Below are 20767 nucleotides of genomic sequence, written 5' to 3' on the forward strand. Positions count from 1 at the left end.
GTGCCCGACACCGATTGGACCAGCCGTGTGCCCGACCGGCCTGGTGATCCACACGCGGCTCCCGACCCGGGCCGCGGTCGCCGCCTCGGTGTCGATGTCGGCACGGTCCGGATAGGCGTGGCGATCAGCGACCCCGACGCGATCCTGGCGACACCCGTCGAAACGGTGCCTCGCGACAAGCGCTCGGGCAGGCATCTGAAACGGCTGGCCGCGCTGGTGGCCGATCACCAGGCGGTGGAGGTCGTCGTCGGTCTGCCGCGCACGCTCGCAGATCGGGCGGGGACCTCGGCGCAGGACGCCGTGGAGGTCGCCGATCTGTTGGCGTCGCGGATCGCGCCGGTGCCGGTGCGGCTGGCCGACGAGCGGTTCACGACCGTGACCGCGCAGCGCACTCTGCGGGAGGCAGGAGTACGAGCCCGTGGTCAACGGTCGGTGATCGACCAGGCCGCGGCGGTGGGGATCCTTCAGAACTGGCTCGACCAGCGGCGGGCAGCGCTGCCCGCACACGGAGAGGTCTTGGATGACTGACGACTGGCAGAGTGACCGCGCCGAGCCTTTGGCGGTGGGGCCGCCGCGGCGGCAGATGACGCGGCGCGAGCGCGCCCGCCAGGAGCGCTACCGGCGCAGGCGCAAGACCGGTCTGGTGATCGCGCTGTCGATGCTCGTCGTCGTGGTCGTCGTGGCGGTGTTCCTGGGTTCGAAGATGTGGCATTCGCTCTTCGGCGGCACCACCGACGATTTCGCGGGATCGGGTGTCAACGACGTCGTGATCCAGGTGCACGACGGCGACTCGACCACGGCGATCGGGCAGACGCTGCACGACAGCAACGTGGTCGCCAACGTGAAGACGTTCGTCGACGCCGCCGACGGCAACACCGCGATCTCGGCGATCCAGCCCGGCTTCTACAAGGTTCGCACCGAGATCCCCGCGGCCAGCGCCGTCGAGCGCCTCGTCGATCCGTCCAGCCGCGTCGGCAAGCTCGTCATTCCCGAAGGGCGGCAGCTCGACGACCTCCGCGACGTCAAGACCAATGCCGTCACCGACGGCATCCTCACCCTGATCTCGAAAGCGTCCTGCGTGGACCTCGACGGTGACCGTCGGTGCGTGCCGGCCGACGAACTGAAAAACATTGCGGGCGCGGCGAATCCGTCGGATCTGGCGGTGCCGGGATGGGCCACCGAGGCCGTCGACCGGATGGGGGCAGACCATCGCAGGCTCGAGGGCTTGATCGCCCCCGGCACCTGGAACATCGACCCGTCGGCCGAGCCGCAGGCCATTCTGTCGACGCTGATCTCGGCCAGCGCCGGCCAGTATGAACAGAGCGGCCTGCTCACGACCGCGACCGCGCTGAACATGTCGCCCTACGAGATCCTGACGGTGGCCTCGCTCGTGCAGCGTGAATCCACACCCGAGGACTTCTCGAAGGTGGCCCGCGTCATCTACAACCGGCTGGCCGAACGGCGCACGCTGGAGTTCGACTCGACGGTGAACTACGCGCTGGACCGCATCGAGATCGCCACCACCGACGGGGACCGGGCTCAGGCCACGCCGTGGAACACCTATGTGCGCCCGGGCCTTCCCGCGACGCCGATCTGCTCACCGGGCGCGCCCGCGCTTCTCGCCGCCGAGCAGCCGGAGCCGGGAGACTGGTTGTACTTCGTCACCATCGACATGCAGGGCACGACGCTGTTCACGCGTGAGTACGAACAACACCTGGCGAACATCGAGGTGGCGCGACGCAATGGCGTTCTCGACTCTGCGCGGTAGGCCGTGAGCGCCGGGGCGCGCCGGGCCGCTGTGCTGGGGTCACCGATCGCGCATTCGCGATCCCCGCAGCTGCACCTCGCGGCCTACCGGGCGCTGGGCTTGCGCGATTGGACCTACGACCGCATCGAGTGCACCGAGGACGAACTCGCGGCGGTGGTCGCCGGGTTCGGCCCGGAGTGGGTCGGGGTGTCGGTGACGATGCCCGGCAAGTTCGCCGCCCTACGGTTCGCCGACGAGGCGACGGACCGGGCAAAGCTGGTCGGTGCGGCGAACACGCTGGTGCGCACCGAGACAGGCTGGCGGGCGGACAACACCGACGTCGACGGCGTCGCGGGGGCGCTGGGGTCCGTCAGCGGGCCGGCCGCGGTCGTCGGGTCCGGCGGCACCGCGCCCGCGGCGGTGGTCGGACTGGCCGCGCTCGGGGTCACCGACGTCCAGATCGTCGCGCGCAATCGCGACCGGGCAACACCGTTGGTGGCACTCGCCGAGCGGATCGGGATCGGGGCGCGGTGGGTCGAGCTCGGTCAACCCGTCCGGGACGTCGCTGCCGTGGTGAGCACCATTCCCGCCGATGTGGCTGCAACCCATGCGAAGTCGCTCGCCGCAACGCCGGTGCTGCTCGACGCCATCTACGACCCCTGGCCCACACCGCTGGCGCTGGCGGTGGAGGCGGCGGGGGGCCGGGCTGTCAGCGGGCTGCAGATGTTGCTCAATCAGGCTTTCGCCCAGGTGGAGCAGTTCACCGGCAGGCCCGCGCCCAGGGATGCGATGCGGACCGCGCTGGTCGGCTCCTGATTGGTGCTCCTGGCACCTCGGCATCCGCCCTAGTCTGGCCAGGTGGGGGAGATCGCCGCGGTGGCGGTGGGCGGGTGGCTTGTTGCGTTGAGCGCGTTCGACATTCGACACCATCGACTTCCCAACGCGCTGACGTTGCCCGGGGCCGTGGCGGTGATGATCGCTGCGATCCTGCACGGCCGCGGCATCGCCTCGCTGACGGGAGCCGCCGTCCTGACCGCGGCCTATCTCGTCGTGCACCTGCTTACGCCGTCCGGAATGGGCGCAGGCGATGTGAAGCTGGCCGTCGGGCTCGGCGCACTCAGTGGCGCCTTCGGCGTGGAGGCGTGGCTATTGGCCGCCTTCGGTGCGCCCACGTTCACGACATTGGCCGGGCTCGCGAGTCGGCGGCGGGTGCTGCCGCACGGTCCGTCGATGTGCATAGCGACGGCCTCGGCGGTGCTCGCCTACCTCTGAGGTAATGGCTTCGCCGCTGCTGTCCCGCCATACTCGCAGTCATGGCGCAACCACCGATCCTGTTGCTGCACGGCATATTCGGGCGGCCATCGCTGCTCGAGCCGTGGGTACGGTTCTTCACCGAGGCTGGATTGCGTTGCCACGCACCGGCATTACCCGGGCGAGACCCGTCCGATGACGGCGTGCTGAGCCGCACCGGCGTCGCCGACATGGTGGACGCCGCCCTGGAGGCGTACGACGCGATCGGCGAACCGGCGATCGTCATCGGACACAGCATGGGTGGTCTGCTGGCGCAGAAGGTGGCGGCCGCACGCGACCCGTTGGCGGTGGTGCTGCTGGCGTCGATCCCGCCCGGGGTGCTGTGGCCGCAAATGCGCGTGCTGCCCGACTTCGTCCCGCTGATGCCGACCGTGCTGGCCGGGCGCCCCTTTCTTCCGTCGCCGGACGTGATGCGCAAGGTTCCGCTGAACACGTTGCCCCCCGACGAGCAGGAGCGGCTCATCCCAGACCTGGTGCGCGACTCGGGCCGGGCTTTCCGGGCGCTGCTGCTCGGGTCGCCGGTCACCCGTGTCAAGGCGGCCGATGTGCGCTGTCCGGTGCTGTGTGTCAGCGCCGGTTCCGACCGCAACGTCGCCCCGTGGATGTCGCGCAGGATCGCGCGACGCTATGGCGCCGAGCATCAGGTGCACCCTGGGCTGCCGCACTGGATCATCGCGGAGTCCGCGGTTCAGCAGGTGGCGCCACCCGTGCTCGACTGGCTCCGCAGGACGCCGGCGCTGAGCTGAGTTCGTCGCCATTTCGGGGCAGGGTGCCTGCCGTGCGAAAATGGGCCGCGTGTTGCGATGGACTACTGCAGGTGAATCCCACGGCCGGGCGCTGGTGGCCATGGTCGAGGGCATGGTCGCGGGTGTCCACGTCACGTCGGCAGACATCTCCGCCCAGCTGGCCCGGCGCCGCCTCGGCTATGGTCGCGGCGCGCGGATGAAGTTCGAGCAGGACCAGGTCACCATGCTGACGGGTCTCCGGCACGGCGTCACGCTCGGCGGTCCCATCGCCATCGAGATCGGCAACACCGAATGGCCGAAATGGGAGACCGTGATGGCCCCCGACCCGGTCGATCCCAGCGAACTGGCCGACAGTGCTGCGCGCAACGCGCCGCTGACCAGGCCGCGACCCGGCCACGCCGACTATGCGGGCATGCTCAAGTACGGCTTCGACGACGCCCGGCCGGTGCTGGAGCGGGCCAGCGCACGCGAGACCGCGGCGCGCGTCGCGGCAGGTACCGTCGCGCGGGCCTTCCTCCAGCAGGCGCTCGGCGTCGAGATCGTCTCCCACGTCGTGTCCATTGGTGCGTCCAAGCCCTATGACGGTCCGCCGCCCCTGGCGTCCGACCTGGCCGCTGTCGACGACAGCCCGGTCCGCGCCTTCGACAAGGGCGCCGAAGAGCTGATGATCGCCGAGATCGAGGCCGCCAAGCGCGACGGTGACACGCTCGGCGGCGTGGTCGAGGTGGTCGCGCACGGGCTGCCGATCGGCCTGGGTTCGTTCACCAGCGGTGACAACAGGCTCGACAGCCAGCTTGCCGGAGCCGTCATGGGCATCCAGGCGATCAAGGGCGTCGAGATCGGAGACGGGTTCGAGACGGCGCGCCGCCGAGGCAGCGTCGCCCACGACGAGATCTATCCCGGCGCCGACGGGGTGATGCGCTCGACCAACCGGGCAGGCGGGCTCGAAGGCGGGATGACCAACGGCCAGCCCGTCCGGGTGCGGGCGGCGATGAAGCCGATCTCCACCGTTCCCCGCGCCCTCGCGACCATCGACATGGCCACCGGTGAGGAAGCCGTCGCCATCCACCAGCGCTCCGACGTGTGCGCGGTGCCCGCGGCCGCGGTCGTGGTCGAGACGATGGTCGCCCTGGTGCTCGCCCGCGCCGCGCTCGCAAAGTTCGGCGGCGACTCGCTGAACGAAACCCGAGCCAACATCGACGGTTACCTGCGTGCGGTCGCCGAGCGGGAGCCGTCCACCAACGGCGCGAGGGCGTCGGGCTGATGGCGCCGAAAGCGGTCCTGATCGGGCTGCCCGGCTCGGGCAAGTCCACGATCGGCCGGCGGCTGGCCAAGAGCATGGACCTGCCGTTGCTCGACACCGACATCGCGATCGAGAAGACGACCGGACGCACCATCGCCGACATTTTCGCCACCGACGGGGAACCCGAGTTCCGCCGCATCGAGGAGAGTGTGATCCGCGACGCGCTCGCCACCCATGACGGCGTGCTGTCGCTGGGCGGCGGCGCGGTGACCACCGAAGGCGTCCGCGACGCGCTCTCGGGCCACACCGTGGTCTATCTGGAGATCAGCGCTGCCGAAGGGGTGCGCCGCACGGGCGGTTCCACCGTTCGGCCGCTGCTTGCCGGCCCCGATCGCAGCGAGAAGTTCAAATCGCTCATGGCGGAACGGGTTCCGTTGTACCGCCAGGTCGCGACGATCAGGGTCAACACCAACCATCGCAATCCGGGCGCGGTGGTGCGTTACATAGCCGCGCGGCTGGAGAACCCAGACGCGAAGTCCGAGCGCCGCCGGCGTCGGCCGGTCTGGCGCCGTGCGCCGCTGTCGCTGTCGGCATCCCCCTCCACCGAGGCGCCGCCGAGCCCGGCCACGGTCGCGGCAAGAAAAGGACGCGGCACTTCCTGTATGCGAAAGGACGCGCAGTGACGGAGCCGGTGACCGTAGAGGTCGACACCGATCCGCCCTATCCGGTGATCATCGGCAGGGGCCTGCTCGGCGAGCTGGCCCGTGTGCTCGACGGCAGGCACAAGGTCGCGATCCTGCACCAGCCCACGCTGACCCAGACCGCGGAAGCCGTCCGGAAACACCTGTCGGAGAAGGGGATCGACGCCCACCGCATCGAGATTCCCGACGCCGAAGCCGGAAAAGAGCTGCCCGTCGTGGGGTTCATCTGGGAAGTGATGGGCCGCATCGGCATCGGACGTAAAGACGCGGTCGTCAGCCTCGGCGGGGGAGCGGCCACCGACGTCGCCGGGTTCGCCGCGGCCACGTGGCTGCGGGGTGTCGACATCGTGCACGTTCCGACCACGCTGTTGGGCATGGTGGATGCCGCGGTCGGCGGCAAGACCGGCATCAACACCGATGCGGGCAAGAACCTCGTCGGCGCGTTCCACCAGCCCTCCGCCGTACTGGTAGACCTCGCGACCCTGGAATCGTTGCCGCGCAATGAGATCGTCGCCGGCATGGCCGAGATCGTGAAGGCCGGCTTCATTGCCGACCCCGTGATCCTCGACATGATCGAGGACGACCCCGAAGCCGCCCTCGACCCGGCGGGATCGGTGCTGCCCGAGCTGATCCGCCGCGCGGTCGCGGTCAAGGCCGAGGTCGTCGCCGCGGACGAGAAGGAATCCGCCCTGCGCGAGATCCTCAACTACGGGCATACGCTGGCCCACGCCATCGAGCGCCGAGAGCGCTATCAGTGGCGCCACGGCGCCGCCGTGTCCGTCGGACTCGTGTACGCGGCCGAACTCGGCAGGCTCGCAGGGCGACTCGACGACGACACCGCCGCCCGGCACCGGGCGATATTGACCTCGCTGGGGTTGCCCGTCACCTACGACGCCGACGCGCTGCCGCAGCTGATGGAATCGATGCTCGGCGACAAGAAGACCCGCGCCGGTGTGCTGCGGTTCGTCGTCCTCGACGGCCTCGCCAAACCGGGACGGCTGGAAGGGCCGGATCCGGCGCTGCTGGCCGCCGCCTACGCCGAGGTGGCGCGGGGCGCCGAGTAGCTGATCGCCGCGGTGCTAGTTCTCGCGCCGATCGACGGGGCGGGTCTGGTCATCGTCGGCCACCGCGACCGAGGACGTCTGCTGCTCGGCTTCGGTGCCGGTCTGCCGGGTCTCGTAGTCCTGCTGGTCCCGGTCGTCACGCACCGCGGCGAAGACGTCGGTGTCGGCCCGGTCGTCGTCCTCACGGCGCCGCGGCTGGTCGGGGGTCTTGCGGTCGACCAACCAGTGGCCGAGTGCGACGCCGATGATCGCGAACACGAACACCAGCAGCGCGGTGAACGCCGCGAACGTGGTGATCTCGTTGATGAGGCCCTCGACGTAGAGGTTCTTGTAGAACAAGCCGATCAGCCAGGCGACCGCACCGCTGACCACACCGGCGAACAGGCCGGCCAGCAGCCACGTCATCGCCAGATCGTCGCGGCGGTCGGGGTCGGGATTTTTGCGGGCGTCGGCCCGGCCGTCGGCATAACCCCAGATCAACACCACGAGCGCGTACAGCGCGACAAGGATGGCGCTGATCATCGCGGCCTTGGTCTCCCACGCGTTGATCATGGCTCCCTGCAGCAATCGCACGATCACCATGAGAGCTGCAAACACCAGTCCGCGCACCAACCACTTACTCATGGGGCCTCACCTTAGCGAGTAGCGTCAGCCCCTGTGACGATATCTGCGCGCCGCGAACGGCTGCGTCAGCAACTCGCGGCGGCCGAGCTGGACGCCATTCTGGTATCCGACCTGGTCAACGTGCGTTACCTGTCCGGATTCACGGGGTCCAACGCGGCACTACTCGTACTGGCCGACGACGAAACGCCGGTGCTTGCCACCGATGGCCGCTACCGCACCCAGGCCGCGCAGCAGGCGCCCGACGCCGAAGTCGTGATCGAGCGCGCGTGCGGGCCGCATCTGGCGGCGCGGGCCGCGGAGGCGGGCGTCCGAAAACTCGGGTTCGAGAGCCACGTCGTCACGGTCGACGGGTTCGCGGCGCTGACGCGGGCCGCGGGCGACAGCTGCGAGTTCGTGCGGGCTGCGGGCATGATCGAAGGGCTGCGGGAGATCAAGGACGCCGGCGAGGTCGCGCTGCTGCGGCTGGCCTGCGAGGCGGCCGACGCGGCGCTGAAGGACCTCGTCGAAGGTGGTGGCCTGCGTGCGGGGCGTACCGAGAAGGAGGTGCGCAACGAGCTGGAGGCGTTGATGCTCGTGCACGGCGCCGACGGCGCGTCGTTCGAGACCATCGTCGCCGCGGGGGCGAACTCGGCCGTCCCGCATCACCGGCCCACCGACGCGGTGCTCGCCGCCGGAGACTTCGTGAAGATCGACTTCGGCGCACTGGTGGCCGGCTACCACTCGGACATGACGCGCACCTTCGTGCTGGCCCCGATCGCCGAATGGCAGCGCGACATCTACAACCTGGTCGCCGATTCCCAGCGCGCGGGCCGTGAGGCGTTGGCGCCCGGTGTCGGCCTCAAGGACGTCGACGGGGCATCGCGGCAGGTCATCGCCGACGCGGGCTTTGCGGACAACTTCGGTCACGGCCTCGGCCACGGGGTCGGGCTGCAGATCCACGAAGCGCCGGGAATCAACGCCTCAGCCGCCGGTACACTGCTTGCTGGCTCTGCGGTGACCGTGGAGCCCGGTGTCTACCTGCCCGACCGCGGCGGTGTCCGCATCGAAGACACGCTCGTGGTCGCCAAGCGCCCCGAACTACTCACCCGGTTCCCCAAGGAGCTGGTGATTCTCAGCTAGGTTAGCGTTGTGCTTGACCTGCGTAAACAGGCGATATGGCTAACCGCTGCGCGCTGATTATCTTGGGGATCAGCTAACGGTCTATGCGAGGTAAATCACACACCTGTAAAATTGGCAGTCTCCGCCACTGAAACAGGGGTACCTGATGAGCCAGCCTGCTCCGCTCTACGTCGCCGCCGTCGAGCTGCCATCGGAATACGTCTACTCGAACCGCTGGTTCAACGGCGGAGGGCAGCCCAGCGACACCTACCCCATACGGGTGGGATTCTCGCGCTCAGTGAACGACTTCGAAATTGTCCTCCTGGCTAGATACGGGTTTCACGTACTAGAAGACGGCCAGTACGCACGTGGCTGGGCTCTGAAGACGTCCAGCATCGACGCAGCAGCGACGAACATCAAACGATGGGACCGCGAACTAGCGGACGCCGCCCAGCAAGCGCACAGAGCAGCCCAGGACGCTCAGGCGAAGACGGAGCACGAGCTATCGCTCGTTAGCCGGATCAACGAGCAGTTGAAGACGAGTGTGCCGGATCGGTACAAGCAGTAAAGGGACACCCGTGCTCAACGAAAGTTGGCCCCATCAGTACAGGCGCATGCGACGCGCCTTCGATCAGCTATGCCAGGCAGCCGCCAAGACGAGCACTCCCCACATCGACGCACGGGATGTTCTCACCGACTTCTGCCACCAGGTCTTGAACCTCATGTACTGGATGAACCGACAAACGGATAAGAGCCCAGACGCAAGCAAGCTGGTCTTCAAGAACCAACAAAGCAGTGAATGGTCCCTCGCCGTCGCCATCTGCGCTGACTTATCTAACGGCGCGAAGCACTTTGGCCACACCAAGACCAGTGCCGTCACAGGCCGGAAGTCCGGGCATGCCATCGTCACGCGCCAGCGCATTCACAAGAAAATGGCTCAAACGTGGGGAAATCAGCCCACTGTGCCGGGATACAGCACCGTCGTATGGACTCTTGATGCTGACGGAATCGAATACGACGCGCTTGAGATTGCGACCCAGGCTGTTGACGATTGGGATACGTGGCTAACCGCGCACGGCTTCAGCATTCCGCCCCCACCAACGACATGGTGATGCCCCCGCAGTCCGCAGACCACGAGGGCACCACATCGGGATGCAGCCCGACTAACTACACCCTTCCCGCATCTGACGGGAAGCTGATACACAACGCCCCCGGCTCAACCTCGGGAGTGAATCGGGGGAACCCGGGGGCGTGTGCTCGGGTGCGTCCCAATCTCCCAAAAGTTCTGCACCCTACGCACCGCAGGCAAACGCCAATAAGCCACGGTGCGTTGTCTTCTACTTGTGTTCGTTCTTCGCAGCCTCTTCGGCACGGCGCTGGAACTTCTCCTCAGCGGCCTTGCCGTCCTTGCCGGTGAACGGCGCGACGGCGTAGTACCTATCGGCAGTGCCGCTGACACGGACGTTTCGTTCAGTCATGTTGAATCCTTAAGTAGTCGAACGGGCTTCCACCCAGTAGTGAGACGGGGTTGTCCCCGTCAATGTGTTCTCACCGGTCCATAGCCGATCTGAGATCACCGCGTACAGATGCCCGTCGACCACCAGGCGGTCGTGCTGCTCCACGACCACCCCGGACTCCTGATCGAACGGAATCCCGATTAGACCCTCAGTCGAGACAGTGCCCCAAAAGTTGCGGACGGGCTGCACTGACGGGCCACCTATCACAACGCCGGTCACATCACCGATGTGGTAGTCCTCAAGCTTGCCGATGATCTGACCCTTAAAATTGTCCCTCTGCGGGCGGAATACCTGTGCCGTAGCCACTATTCTGCCCTCTTGCGGTACCTGTTCAGAGTGAACGTCTCAGCAACCGTCCACCCGGTGAACGCACCACGGAACGAAACCGACTGTGGTCCAACGCTCTCCGCTAGGTCGATGCCACGCGGGTTAGCGATCATTCGGCATGCTGCGGACAGGATCACTGCCCGCAACTCGTCGTTAGGTACCCCGTCCGCGAATCCCTCGCGACGGGTGTATGCCTTGACCATTGCCGTGATGTTCTGAATAACGGCGTTGCCCTGCTCCGGGTTAACCGCCCTGCCCATCAGTGCGGCAAGGTCAGAATACGTTGCCGCTGGCATGATTACGCCTCAGTCAACAGAGTGACAGCCTTAGCCTGCAGAACAGCAACATCGAAACGAGCCGTCACACGAATGCCGACAGTGTCGTAGTCGCCGAAAGTCTGATCAAGCACAGTCACCGAAGGGTTCTGGTCGCGGGCAACAACAACCTTGGAGAAGTCGACCAGTGCCACGCGTGCCTTACCCGGTGCGGTACCAACGTTGCCGATGTAGTCGGTAACGATGACCGGTAGTCCGAAGAGCTGGAATCCAACGCCGTTGGCAATGGTGTTCGGTTCGATCACGTAGCGGCGGTCACCGGTACCAACCTTCACCTTACGAATCGCGGCGAAAGCTGCAGGGGTCATCACCCAGTGCGTCGGGGAGACGTGGTTGCCCTGCGCTGCGGCGAGACCGTCAATCAGGCTATCTGGGTCGGCCAAGTCCAGGACGCCGGTCTGAATGCCGGTCTGGCGAAGAATGCCCTTGATGGTGTCGCTAGTACCAGTGCCATCCCACAGTGCGGCGTCAAGCACGTTCGACACGTCGGTGACCAAACGCGTCTGGACGACCTGCTCAAGAGCGCCGACAGTGTGCGCCGACTCGCGGATCAGTTCGTTGCTCAGCTTGGTCAGCGACTTAATGCCCTTCAAAGTGCTCGGAAGCAACTGCACCTCATCAAAGGTGACGTTGGAGTCGGTGATCTGTGCGCCTGCCGCGACGAAATTGGCCGAAGCGCCGGATGCGATGCGCGGCACACGAACCGGGCCAGAGCTGTCGATGATCTGAGGGCCAGCCGACAGGAACGTGCTCTGCTGCTCAAGCGGCTCGACTAGGAGCTTGGCTACCTCGGCGGCGGTAAGTGATGGGTTATTGGCGGGAGTCTGAATTGCCATTTCTGAATGTCCTTGTGTTACAGACGGATACCACTGTCATCAGGACAGGAGTTCAGGTAATGAGCATCAGGCTCAGGAATGAGAAGGGTTGCGAGTCAATCGCATTGGATCTCTAACTACTATTGTACTACTACACGGCCTGCGAAAGCCGCCCCATGAGGGAGAATGGTTCGTCCTTGGTGCCGGTCACACCCTGACCCACCGTGCCACCAACCTTGCGCTTGGCGTAGTGGGGATGCTTAGCCAATAGGTCATCGACGGCGGCGTCGAGTGCGTCATCATCGGCCAGTAGTTCGGCGTCATACTTCAGGTCTTCGGGGTCCGCCAGCTTGCCGTTGCGCTCAACCTTGAAACGGAACAGCTCACGGAGCGTCGCATCCAGGTTGGCCTCAGCGGTCTTCGCCCGCTCGCGGTAACCCTTGGATTCCTTGCGCAGCTTCTCGACATACTCGCGGGGGAACGTCTCGGCGTCATCAGCCTCGGGGTGGTCCTCGTGCTTCGGGTCGCTTTCGGGTTCATCCTCGGGATGCCCTGCAGTTACCTCGGGCTCGTTCAGTGCCGGATCATCTTCTGCAGCCATCGGGGCCGTCCTCTCAATAGTGGTTCGCGGGGGCTGTAGTCCACGCTGGGCTACAAACAGGCGGGGTGTGCATAAGTCCATGTGCCGGTTACAGCACAGAGGCAATCAGGCGATGTTCTTACTCCTGAACAAGCCCATTTCGGATGCCATGTTCGCGGCCCTGGCATCTGCAACGGCCATCTGCTCAGCGGTCGACGCTGTCAACTCCTCGGCAATCTCGTCTTCGCTTAGGCCGAGACGCTTGAGGACGCCTCGACGGGACAGGATGCCTGCCTGGTACAGCTTTACTGCGTAATCCGCCTCCTGGGCCTGACTACGCGTATCGGCTGGACTCCAGACGCAGCGGGCCGTCACGGTGTGCGGGTCGACGTTGTCGCGAACCGCGATCAGCAGGCGGGCCACCTGCTCCCAACCCACGCCGAACTGACGCTGACGCGCCTCAGCACGGGCCACCAACGCTGCCTCGGCGGCACGCAACGCATCGGCACTCGTCACCGAGTCCTGCAGTAGCCCAACATAATGCGCGGGCAGGCCGCTAACCATCATCGCCTGCGAGATGAGGACACGAACACCAGATTCGAAAGTCCTAAGGTCAGCGGCAGGCAGAGCGCCGAAACGCGACTCAGCCGCCTCACTGATCATCATCCTGTTTTCCTCAGGGAACGGGTTCTGAGCTTCCATCACCACTTCGCCGCTGTCTGGATCGGTGACCACGTCGCCGTTGGCGTCCAGCTTCGGTGCTTCCCTCAACTCGATACCGGTTGCAAACCTCCTCGGGCGACCGGCGTACTCGCTTGCAACGAGCATGTCGGTAAGGAGCTTGTTGATACCGTCCTGAATGGTCAGCAGATCATCAATTGCGCTGGCCTTGTCCTCGTGACCGATAGCCACGACAGGCACCAAGCCGAGACTGTGCGGCACAGTCTCCATGAGTTCATATCCGGCGTTACCGGCTGACGGCGTCAATGCGCGCCAGTGCTCTACCCGGTCGGGGTAGTACACCCACGCCTCAGTCGTCTTGCCGGTACGAACGCGCTTCACTGCCTTAGTGATGTCACGTGTCACCGGGTCACGCTGAACTGTCACCTGCTTCGGAGACTCGACCGTGGCGCGAGGATTACCGCTGGCGTCCTCCCACACGAGCGCATAACCGACGCCGTACAGAAGCGCATCCTTGTGAACCTGCGCCGCCAACTGATCCAAATCGCTGTACTCAAACAATGTCCACGCGTCGCAGCCCTCAATACCACTGGGACGCAATCGCTCCTGCAGGGACAGGACAGCAGTACGGCACAGGTTGCTACTTAGCTGATCGAAGTTCTTCAGCGCTACCTTAGCCTCACGACTCAAAAAGCTGAGCGGGCTCACACCCTGAAAGTAGTTGTCCAACAGCCCGTATCGGTACTGTCGCGAATCGAGGGCCTGTAGAAGGCCAATCAGATCATCAGTCATTAGTAGTCCTCTTAGAACGATGCAGCCCGAAGATGCTTCTTAGGGTTCGCCAGATGCCAGGCGCGGCGGTCGTAGGCGATGATCGCGGCCACGGCGGCGTCAACCTTGCGCGGCGAACCACGCTTGTCCTTCATGATCACGTCACCCTGCGCAGTCGGGCGGGCAACACAATGCGCGACGTGCGCGGCAAGACGCGGATCACCATCCTGAGTCACCGAACCGTCCACGATGGCCTGATACAGGCGGTCAGTCGCCGGTGCCATACGACCAACGAAACCCGTGTTGTATTCGACAACGCGCTTTGTCCCGTGCCTCTTACCCCACTGCTCAATCTCAGACCGCCAACCCCACGGGTCACAGGCAAGAGACAGAACTTCGTAGCGGTCGAACATCAAATCGACTGCATCACTGACGCGTTCGCGGGGCACTCGATAGTCAGGTGTGCCGTCGTTCTCCCAGAGGCCGATCAAGAACAGGTGCCCGTCCATGGTGCAGCCCACAAGGGCGGTGCTGTCACCAGACGCGGAACCGTCGAAACCCGCCACGATGGGGCCACGGATGCTCTGCTCAGACGCACATGCTTCCCAAGCACCGAACGGCAACCAACCGTCAACACCAGTGACCCACTGACCCAACCGAAGCTGACGAAAAACAGGTTCCCTCAGTGTCTTACGAACAGCCGCGATACCATCCTCGGCGAGGAACGGGTTCTCACAGGACAATGCCGGGTTAGCGATGCGCCACGCCTCACGGTTATCGGCGTCGCAGCCTTCAGGTGCCGCGAACTCGCGGAAATAGAACGCCGGATCGGTACCGCTGCGGCCATGCTCCACCAACCGCCACATCACCGAATCCGCCGAACTGGCAGGCGTCGAGATAGCCAAAGTGAGCGACTCAGGACGCTTACCGGCCATCGACGTGATGGCCTCCCACACAGCCTCAGTCACCACGTGCAACTCATCCACGATCAGCAACGACGGGTCATGACCATGCAACGCGCCAGGCTCAGCCGGTAGAGGCAACAGGGTGGCGTCGTTCTCAGGCAGATACAGGTGATCGGAATACACCTGCACGCGTTCGGCGAGAACAGGATTCAACTCAACAATGCGCTTTGCGTACTTCAAGACGATGGACGCCTGACGGAGGTCAGACGCAACCACGATCACCTCAGCAGACGGCGGACCAACGAACATCTCGGCGAGGGCCAGAAACGCCGCCAACATGGTCTTGCCGTTGGCCCTTGGAATACTTACGAGCGCCGTACGTACACCGTCACCGAATGCACCCGCAATGATGTCCCGCTGAAACGTCCTCAACCGCACCTTGCGGCCCACGCCAGCACCGCGAGGAACCGTCAAATACGACTGAATGAAACGCATACGACGCTTCGCACGGTCACGCGGGAACCCCCGAAAGCTCAAGGGCGCAACGGAAACCGCTGCCTTAGGTCCGGCGTGCATTTTGCTGAGTCCTTCGGGAGAGTAATCCGAACTTTGCTATCGCGTGGGCGTCCGCTGTTGTCGCTGGTCAGGGGGTACTCCCCAGGTCCAACAGTCACCGCATCGCAAGGCGCTGACCTGCAAAGACACGGAATCTACGCGTAGGGTCGGCTCACGTGCTGTCCACGTGACGCACCACGCTTCCGATTGCACTCCGCACAGACCACGGTGAGCAGGCCTGCGGCGACGTGCTTCAGGGTTAGGCGCTTGCCTTGTCCGACAAGCGTCCAAGCTTGTGGGGAGTGGTCAAGAGTGAGCGGATTGTCCGCTGTGCCTGGCGTCAGGCAGTCTGAGCACCACGGCTGTAACTGTCGTGCCCGGGCCGATAGCCGTGCCCACCAAGCGGGATAGCCTCTTGCTGTCGCACTGGCCTGCGTTCTGCGCCGCTTGTGGTCGGGGCACCGTGATCCTTCACAGGGCGTCCCACATTCGACGCATACCTTCATGTTCGTTTCGCTTTCCCGGCCTTCTGGTCGTGCAACACTCGGCTATGGCAGAGGAACAGATCAGGGCTGATCGAATCGGCGTCGGCAACACGATCAAGCACCCTGAGACCAGCGAATCGGTCAAGGTCGCCGATACCCGGAAGTTCGGGCAAGGCTCGCATCGAGAAGAGCCGCAACCGGGCGAGCCAAGTCGGGAATGGACCGGGGTCTATGTGACCTTAGAGTCCGGCGAAGAACTCACGTTCAAGAACGAAGATGAGGTGACGCGACGCAGGGACTAACGCTCAGGGCGGCGGTTCGAGCCGCGTTCACCTAGCACATCAGCGAGTCCGCTGGGGATGCCCTGAACGGCGTTAGCGATGACGGTTGCTACCTGTCGCAATCGCGGCCCGGACAGGGTGTAAGTGGTGAGGGTGCCGTCATCATCCATGAGGGATAGGACGTAGCCGGGGCCGTGCTTGAATGCTGCGATTGCGTTCAGGCCGTGTGTTGGGATCTCGTCGCCGATGTCACTGTCCGACAAGGGAATCACCTGCATTCTTCTGGTTAAGCTTCGCCCGGAGGTGTGCGGCTAGGTCGGCGGTCAACCGGATGGTGGTCACCGGTTCGGCGGTACCGGCGTCGATGACTAGATCGAATACGGCGGGGCCACCGATCAGATGCACGTTGTGAGGGTTGATCTCACGTGTCGGGCGTGTGGGACGTGTCCGCTTCACCAACTGGGGTTCGAAGTGGGCGCTCATCGGGTCACTGCGTTCATGTTCACGTTGTGCTGCTGAGACAGCCAGTAGTGCGAAGTGAGAAGGTCACTCCAATGGCGGGGAATACCGAAACACACTTGGTTCGTGAGGTCCGGGGCGCATTCCTTGTGGTGGATCGCCCAGTGGGTCACGCCCGTGGTGTGAAGGTATCCGTCACCGGGTAGCACGCGTTCTCCGCAGCGCTGGCACCTATAGATGGTTTCTTCCACGGCTCTGCTCCTGATCGTGGGCGTAATGGGCTTGTATCGGTCCTGTGCCGGGGTTTTATGGCAGGGATAAGGGAATGTGTCGGGTTTAGCTTCTGGGGCCGCGTCAGCGGCCATTCCCTGTAGGTGAAAGGAGCGAAGCGACTGGAACCGATCAATCTCTAGACAAGACCCCGTGACCAACCCGGGCTATTCGTGCGGGCTGCTTACCTACCCGTCGTCCGGGCCACCGTTACTCGACTGATCACCTTGCCAACGGGCCGTTACGTCGCCAAGCGAGGCAAGTTCCGAAAGGTGAATCTTCTTTTGATCCCTCTTTGTCGGGGACGGTTGCGTTCCGTGGGCTGCCGCAGTTTCGTAACAGCCCGGAGGGGTTGAGGGGCCGTCAGGCTCCGAACGTTGATCAACTGTTCCGAGCGGGCGAGGAACACCACCTACGTAAAATTGGCGACGTGATTTCAGAAGTTCCGATTTTGTGTGCTCGGTTCCTTCGCTTCGCTCATGCACCTCGGGCGGAAATGAATCAATTAGTTGGAGTTCCTAGTATTTAATACTGCTGGACGTCAACGAATTTCGGCCTAGGGGTCGCTCACGGTCATTTCAGATCCGCTTAGGGTGAGTACGCCTTTAATGCCACCCGGTTGACGGAAACAAGTTTCCGCCCGTCCCTTTCGATGTCCCATTACGGCGGTGCGTTGGAAATACTAGAGGGTCGTCCACCACGTCCGGTTATAGCGCCGAACCTGCCCGCTTTTTGAAAGTCCTTGTGCTACTTACGCTTATAAGTGTTCGGCTTGTACGACCTGCCCGCTGGGCGGAAGTCGCTCGGCTTGTGATGCCTGAACACGGTGTGCGTGCCACCGCCGGTGCGGCGGGTTGCGTTGCTAGTCATCATCTTTGCTCTCTAAGGTCAGTCTAGTCGGCAGATTCACAGAATCGACGCAAAGTCAATGTGATGTTCGCCACATTTAGTGTGATCCATTGGGAGTGCAGGCAGTTTGATCCCAAACTCGGGGTGGACTGCGCGCCCGTCGAACAGGCACATGTTGATTGCCTGCCCAGGGGTGACGGTACCCCACAGGATGGGGGCCAGAACTGAAACGTCACCCGCAAAAATGCGTTGGTCTCACGCGCGTGGGAGTGGCTTCAGTTCCGTAGAACAGGCGTTCATTCCACTTGAGGTAATGAGCACAACGCTGACACCATCCGAACGCACCCTACGGGCGCAGATCGCCGCTAACGAATCTTGGGCGAACTGCGAAGACCGCTCAGCACGAACACTTCCCGCACGCCTAGCCATGATGGAGAAGTTTGAGAAGCAGGTAGACCCGGAGGGCAAGTTGCTCCCCGCTGAACGAGCAAGGAGGGCCGAGAACGCCCGCAAGGCCCATTACCAGCGGATGGCCCTAAGGTCGGCGCAGGCCCGCCGACGTTAACCACTAAAAGCCGTGTCATCCGCTCGCGGTAGCTTCGAAGCATGTCCGCAGAGCAATGGTCTATAGCGACCGGTACCCCTTGCAACGAAGTTGAGAACTGGACTTCAGTGTGGGCAGATTTGATGCTTGCCGACATGATGCTGCATGAACGGCGACAACTCCCGGACAAGCCCTCCTCTGTGTATCAACGTCGGGGTCTATGGGAAGCCGCAGTGATCGCCTATAGCCGTGCTGATCAGAGCCAGTTCGAACGCCCGGTGCCGTTCAAACAGTTCGTACTAGACGTTGCCGGTGAGGCGGGCATCAGGACCCATGACCGGATCATGGACTGGCGTCACGGGCATGTAGCCCACCGCAACAGAGCGGAGTTTGAGACGGCGGAAACGATGATCAAGTATGAAAAGGGTTCGCCTGTTGGGCTTTACGTCGCTGTGACCAGTGACATCGGACCGGCAAACGGCAACCCGTTTTTACTGCAAGTTGAGCAGCACATACAGGCCATCCGTAACGCCGTCTGCGAACAGAAAATGGTGCCCTCCGCAATTGATCTTGCGCACGTCGTGCTGTTCACAGATCAGGTCGCCCTCTCGACCCCCGGACCCGCTGTCAGCCGGTCAAGCAACGAAAATTTGGTGATCACCTACGATCTCGCGAAGATCGAAGAACAACGTTCTTAGAGGTCGCCCAACCCCAGACCGCGAGCCTCAACCGCTGCCCTCTCAGACGCACTCGCACCTGTGTAGCGGTCCACCATTGACCGGCTAGACCAACCCGCGACGGCCATCAAGCCGCCCTCGGAACCATTGCTACGCAACCACCGCGTAGCGAAAGTATGTCTAAGCAAATGCAGATGGAATCCGCCGATGCCCGCACGTGTTGCTCGGTCCCGCAGCGTGTCATTCAGACCGAAGTAGGCGAACGACTTCCCGCCAACTCCAACCCACAACGCGTCAGTGTCCGCGAGCTTGTGACTGCGTCGCATTCTCAGGTAGCGGTCCAACGCCGCAGCAGTCTGCGGTCCAAACGGAGCGATGCGCCCTTTCGCGCCCTTGCCGCGACGAATGGTGACCAGACCGCGTTGCAGGTCCAGATCAGATACGGCGAGTGCGATTAGCTCATTTGATCGGATACCCGTCTCCGCCATCAGGCGCACAATGGCCTCGTCCCTGCGGTCCCGCAGACCCTTCCCTTTGCAGGCCGCGATCAGGTCCCGAAGTTGGTCATCGGTGAGTGCTTCAACGACCTTGGTGGGGATCTTGGGCTGCTTGATGCCCACTAGCGGGTCGTCGCTCAGCTCGGCCTCTTCCACGAGCCAGCGGGCGAACGCTCGAAGTGCCGCCAGCCGCAGACGTACCGTATTGGCCTCTTTGCCTTCTTCGATCAGCTCGGCAATGTAGGTCTGTACAAGGGGGCGGGTAAGCTCTGCCCGGTGTTCGGTCCTTTCGCACCACTCGATGAACAGGCGTACGCCCCGCTTGTAGCTGGTAATCGTGGTGGGCGATTTGTTGACAGCCCTCAGGGACAGTTCCCACGAGTCCAGCAGGGGACGGAGTTCTGGCAAAGGTTCGGGCATGCCCATTATCTTGGCATGATGCGTTGCGCTAGTGTTGTTATCTTGGGAATGAGTTTAAATACGCAGGTCAGAACGATTTGACCGCTCACCCGGTTCCCCAAGGAACTGGTGATCATCTAGAAAGCTAGGAGTACAACCCACCGTGGCATCGACCGCCGACTTCAAGAACGGGCTCGTCCTTCAGATCGACGGCCAGCTGTGGCAGATCGTCGAATTCCAGCACGTCAAGCCCGGCAAGGGGCCGGCCTTCGTGCGCACCAAGCTGAAGAACGTGGTGTCCGGCAAAGTCGTCGACAAGACCTACAACGCAGGTGTGAAAGTGGAGACCGCGACGGTGGACCGCCGCGACGCGACCTACCTCTACCGCGACGGCAGCGATTTCGTGTTCATGGACTCCGAGGACTTCGAGCAGCATCCGCTGCCCGAGGCGCTGGTGGGCCGCCTCGCCGGCTTCCTGCTGGAGAGCATGCCGGTGCAGATCGCCTTCCACGACGGGGCACCCCTGTACCTGGAACTTCCGGTCACCGTGGAACTGCTCGTCGCCCACACCGAGCCGGGCCTGCAGGGGGACCGCTCCAGTGCGGGCACCAAGCCGGCGACGCTGGAGACCGGCGCCGAGATTCAGGTCCCGCTGTTCATTAACACCGGCGACAAGCTGAAGGTCGATTCTCGCGACGGCAGTTACCTGGGAAGGGTTAATGGCTAGGTTGGGCGAGCGCAGCGCAGCGGAGCGACGGGGTGAGTGACCGCAAAGGGGATCGCGGGCGGCATCAGGCACGCAAGCGCGCTGTCGACCTGCTGTTCGAGGCGGAAGCGCGTGGCACCACCGCCGCCGAAGTGGCAGAAGGTCGAAACGCTTTGGCGGAGAAGCAGACCGAGGACATCGCGCCGCTGAACCCGTACACGGTGACCGTGGCGCGCGGGGTGACCGACCACTCGGCGCACATCGACGATCTGATCTCGGCTCACCTTCAGGGCTGGACCCTGGACCGGCTGCCGGCCGTCGATCGGGCCATCCTTCGGGTTGCGGTGTGGGAACTCCTGCACGCCGAGGACGTGCCCGAGCCCGTGGCGGTGGACGAGGCCGTCGAGCTGGCCAAGCAGTTGTCCACCGATGACTCGCCGGGATTCGTCAACGGCGTGCTCGGCCAGGTGATGCTGGTGACGCCGCAGATCCGCGCCGCCGCGGCGGCGGTGCAGGCCGGCAACGACGGCGGTAGCGGCACGTAGTTCGTGCGTGAACAAAATGTGCGCAATCTGGCGGT

General features: G+C 64.0%; 23 protein-coding genes. 15 read left to right on the plus strand and 8 right to left on the minus strand.

Annotated features, from left to right (window positions below; all coding sequences use genetic code 11):
* Genes ruvX through aroB form a run of 8 tightly spaced genes read left to right on the plus strand, consistent with a single transcriptional unit; the run spans position 1 to position 6812 of the window.
* Positions 1 to 528 carry a Holliday junction resolvase RuvX gene (gene ruvX, locus ACAG24_RS17565; RefSeq protein WP_370473961.1) on the plus strand — a complete coding sequence of 176 codons (528 nt, stop codon included), beginning with the start codon at positions 1 to 3 and terminating at the stop codon, positions 526 to 528.
* Positions 521 to 1768 carry an endolytic transglycosylase MltG gene (locus ACAG24_RS17570; RefSeq protein WP_370473962.1) on the plus strand — a complete coding sequence of 416 codons (1248 nt, stop codon included), beginning with the start codon at positions 521 to 523 and terminating at the stop codon, positions 1766 to 1768. The genes ruvX and ACAG24_RS17570 overlap by 8 nt, the downstream gene beginning before the upstream one ends.
* Before the next feature lie 3 nt (positions 1769 to 1771).
* The gene (locus ACAG24_RS17575) at positions 1772 to 2563 is read left to right on the plus strand and encodes a shikimate dehydrogenase (RefSeq protein WP_370473963.1); all 792 of its coding nucleotides are present in this window, start codon (positions 1772 to 1774) and stop codon (positions 2561 to 2563) included.
* 42 nt (positions 2564 to 2605) lie between these two features.
* A complete protein-coding gene (locus ACAG24_RS17580) occupies positions 2606 to 3019 on the plus strand; it encodes a prepilin peptidase (RefSeq protein ID WP_445206207.1) in 414 nt (137 codons plus the stop codon).
* Between the two features lie 41 nt (positions 3020 to 3060).
* Complete coding sequence (locus tag ACAG24_RS17585) at positions 3061 to 3804, plus strand: alpha/beta hydrolase (RefSeq protein ID WP_370473964.1); 744 nt, start codon at positions 3061 to 3063, stop codon at positions 3802 to 3804.
* A 49-nt stretch (positions 3805 to 3853) separates the two neighbouring features.
* Complete coding sequence (gene aroC / locus ACAG24_RS17590; protein ID WP_370473965.1) at positions 3854 to 5068, plus strand: chorismate synthase; 1215 nt, start codon at positions 3854 to 3856, stop codon at positions 5066 to 5068.
* Positions 5068 to 5730: a shikimate kinase gene (locus tag ACAG24_RS17595; protein ID WP_445206208.1), complete on the plus strand. Its 663-nt coding sequence runs from the start codon at positions 5068 to 5070 to the stop codon at positions 5728 to 5730. The genes aroC and ACAG24_RS17595 overlap by 1 nt, the downstream gene beginning before the upstream one ends.
* Positions 5727 to 6812, plus strand: a complete 1086-nt coding sequence (gene aroB / locus ACAG24_RS17600; RefSeq protein ID WP_370473966.1) for a 3-dehydroquinate synthase — start codon at positions 5727 to 5729, stop codon at positions 6810 to 6812. The genes ACAG24_RS17595 and aroB overlap by 4 nt, the downstream gene beginning before the upstream one ends.
* A 15-nt stretch (positions 6813 to 6827) precedes the next feature.
* On the opposite strand, the gene ACAG24_RS17605 is transcribed toward aroB, so the two are convergent.
* Complete coding sequence (locus tag ACAG24_RS17605; RefSeq protein ID WP_370473967.1) at positions 6828 to 7436, minus strand: B-4DMT family transporter; 609 nt, start codon at positions 7434 to 7436, stop codon at positions 6828 to 6830.
* A 33-nt stretch (positions 7437 to 7469) separates the two neighbouring features.
* Between ACAG24_RS17605 and ACAG24_RS17610 the strand changes: the two genes are divergently transcribed.
* The 3 genes from ACAG24_RS17610 (at position 7470) to ACAG24_RS17620 (ending at position 9646) form a co-directional block, all read left to right on the plus strand.
* The gene (locus tag ACAG24_RS17610; protein WP_370473968.1) at positions 7470 to 8555 is read left to right on the plus strand and encodes a M24 family metallopeptidase; all 1086 of its coding nucleotides are present in this window, start codon (positions 7470 to 7472) and stop codon (positions 8553 to 8555) included.
* Positions 8556 to 8700: 145 nt separating this feature from the next.
* The gene (locus ACAG24_RS17615) at positions 8701 to 9102 is read left to right on the plus strand and encodes a hypothetical protein (protein WP_370473969.1); all 402 of its coding nucleotides are present in this window, start codon (positions 8701 to 8703) and stop codon (positions 9100 to 9102) included.
* A gap of 46 nt (positions 9103 to 9148) precedes the next feature.
* Positions 9149 to 9646 carry a hypothetical protein gene (locus ACAG24_RS17620; RefSeq protein ID WP_370473970.1) on the plus strand — a complete coding sequence of 166 codons (498 nt, stop codon included), beginning with the start codon at positions 9149 to 9151 and terminating at the stop codon, positions 9644 to 9646.
* A 225-nt stretch (positions 9647 to 9871) separates the two neighbouring features.
* Here the strand turns inward: ACAG24_RS17620 and ACAG24_RS17625 are convergent, their stop codons facing one another.
* The 5 genes from ACAG24_RS17625 to ACAG24_RS17645 all read right to left on the minus strand — a co-directional run bounded on the left by ACAG24_RS17625 (position 9872) and on the right by ACAG24_RS17645 (position 14960).
* Positions 9872 to 10012, minus strand: coding sequence for a hypothetical protein (locus tag ACAG24_RS17625; RefSeq protein ID WP_370473971.1), 141 nt, complete (start codon positions 10010 to 10012; stop codon positions 9872 to 9874).
* A 664-nt stretch (positions 10013 to 10676) separates the two neighbouring features.
* A complete protein-coding gene (locus ACAG24_RS17630) occupies positions 10677 to 11549 on the minus strand; it encodes a phage major capsid protein (protein ID WP_370473972.1) in 873 nt (290 codons plus the stop codon).
* A gap of 130 nt (positions 11550 to 11679) precedes the next feature.
* Complete coding sequence (locus tag ACAG24_RS17635) at positions 11680 to 12129, minus strand: hypothetical protein (protein ID WP_370473973.1); 450 nt, start codon at positions 12127 to 12129, stop codon at positions 11680 to 11682.
* Between the two features lie 105 nt (positions 12130 to 12234).
* Positions 12235 to 13581, minus strand: a complete 1347-nt coding sequence (locus ACAG24_RS17640) for a phage portal protein (RefSeq protein WP_370473974.1) — start codon at positions 13579 to 13581, stop codon at positions 12235 to 12237.
* An 11-nt stretch (positions 13582 to 13592) separates the two neighbouring features.
* Positions 13593 to 14960: a terminase large subunit domain-containing protein gene (locus ACAG24_RS17645; protein ID WP_370473975.1), complete on the minus strand. Its 1368-nt coding sequence runs from the start codon at positions 14958 to 14960 to the stop codon at positions 13593 to 13595.
* Between the two features lie 610 nt (positions 14961 to 15570).
* Here ACAG24_RS17645 and ACAG24_RS17650 point away from each other — a divergent pair.
* A complete protein-coding gene (locus tag ACAG24_RS17650) occupies positions 15571 to 15807 on the plus strand; it encodes a hypothetical protein (protein ID WP_370473976.1) in 237 nt (78 codons plus the stop codon).
* On the opposite strand, the gene ACAG24_RS17655 is transcribed toward ACAG24_RS17650, so the two are convergent.
* Positions 15804 to 16064 (minus strand): hypothetical protein, encoded by a 261-nt coding sequence (locus ACAG24_RS17655; RefSeq protein WP_370473977.1) that lies wholly within the window; start codon positions 16062 to 16064, stop codon positions 15804 to 15806. The two genes, ACAG24_RS17650 and ACAG24_RS17655, sit on opposite strands and share 4 nt — an antisense overlap.
* A 1906-nt stretch (positions 16065 to 17970) precedes the next feature.
* Here ACAG24_RS17655 and ACAG24_RS17660 point away from each other — a divergent pair.
* Complete coding sequence (locus tag ACAG24_RS17660) at positions 17971 to 18606, plus strand: hypothetical protein (protein WP_370473978.1); 636 nt, start codon at positions 17971 to 17973, stop codon at positions 18604 to 18606.
* On the opposite strand, the gene ACAG24_RS17665 is transcribed toward ACAG24_RS17660, so the two are convergent.
* Positions 18603 to 19502, minus strand: a complete 900-nt coding sequence (locus tag ACAG24_RS17665; protein WP_370473979.1) for a tyrosine-type recombinase/integrase — start codon at positions 19500 to 19502, stop codon at positions 18603 to 18605. The genes ACAG24_RS17660 and ACAG24_RS17665 overlap by 4 nt on opposite strands.
* A gap of 142 nt (positions 19503 to 19644) precedes the next feature.
* On the opposite strand from ACAG24_RS17665, the gene efp reads away from it, so the two are divergent.
* Both efp and nusB read left to right on the plus strand, forming a co-directional pair.
* Positions 19645 to 20208 (plus strand): elongation factor P, encoded by a 564-nt coding sequence (gene efp / locus ACAG24_RS17670; RefSeq protein WP_370473980.1) that lies wholly within the window; start codon positions 19645 to 19647, stop codon positions 20206 to 20208.
* A 32-nt stretch (positions 20209 to 20240) separates the two neighbouring features.
* Positions 20241 to 20732, plus strand: coding sequence for a transcription antitermination factor NusB (gene nusB, locus ACAG24_RS17675; protein WP_370473981.1), 492 nt, complete (start codon positions 20241 to 20243; stop codon positions 20730 to 20732).
* The last annotated feature ends 35 nt before the right edge of the window (positions 20733 to 20767 follow it).

This window comes from Mycobacterium bulgaricum, assembly GCF_041287165.2.
Lineage (GTDB): Bacteria > Actinomycetota > Actinomycetes > Mycobacteriales > Mycobacteriaceae > Mycobacterium > Mycobacterium bulgaricum.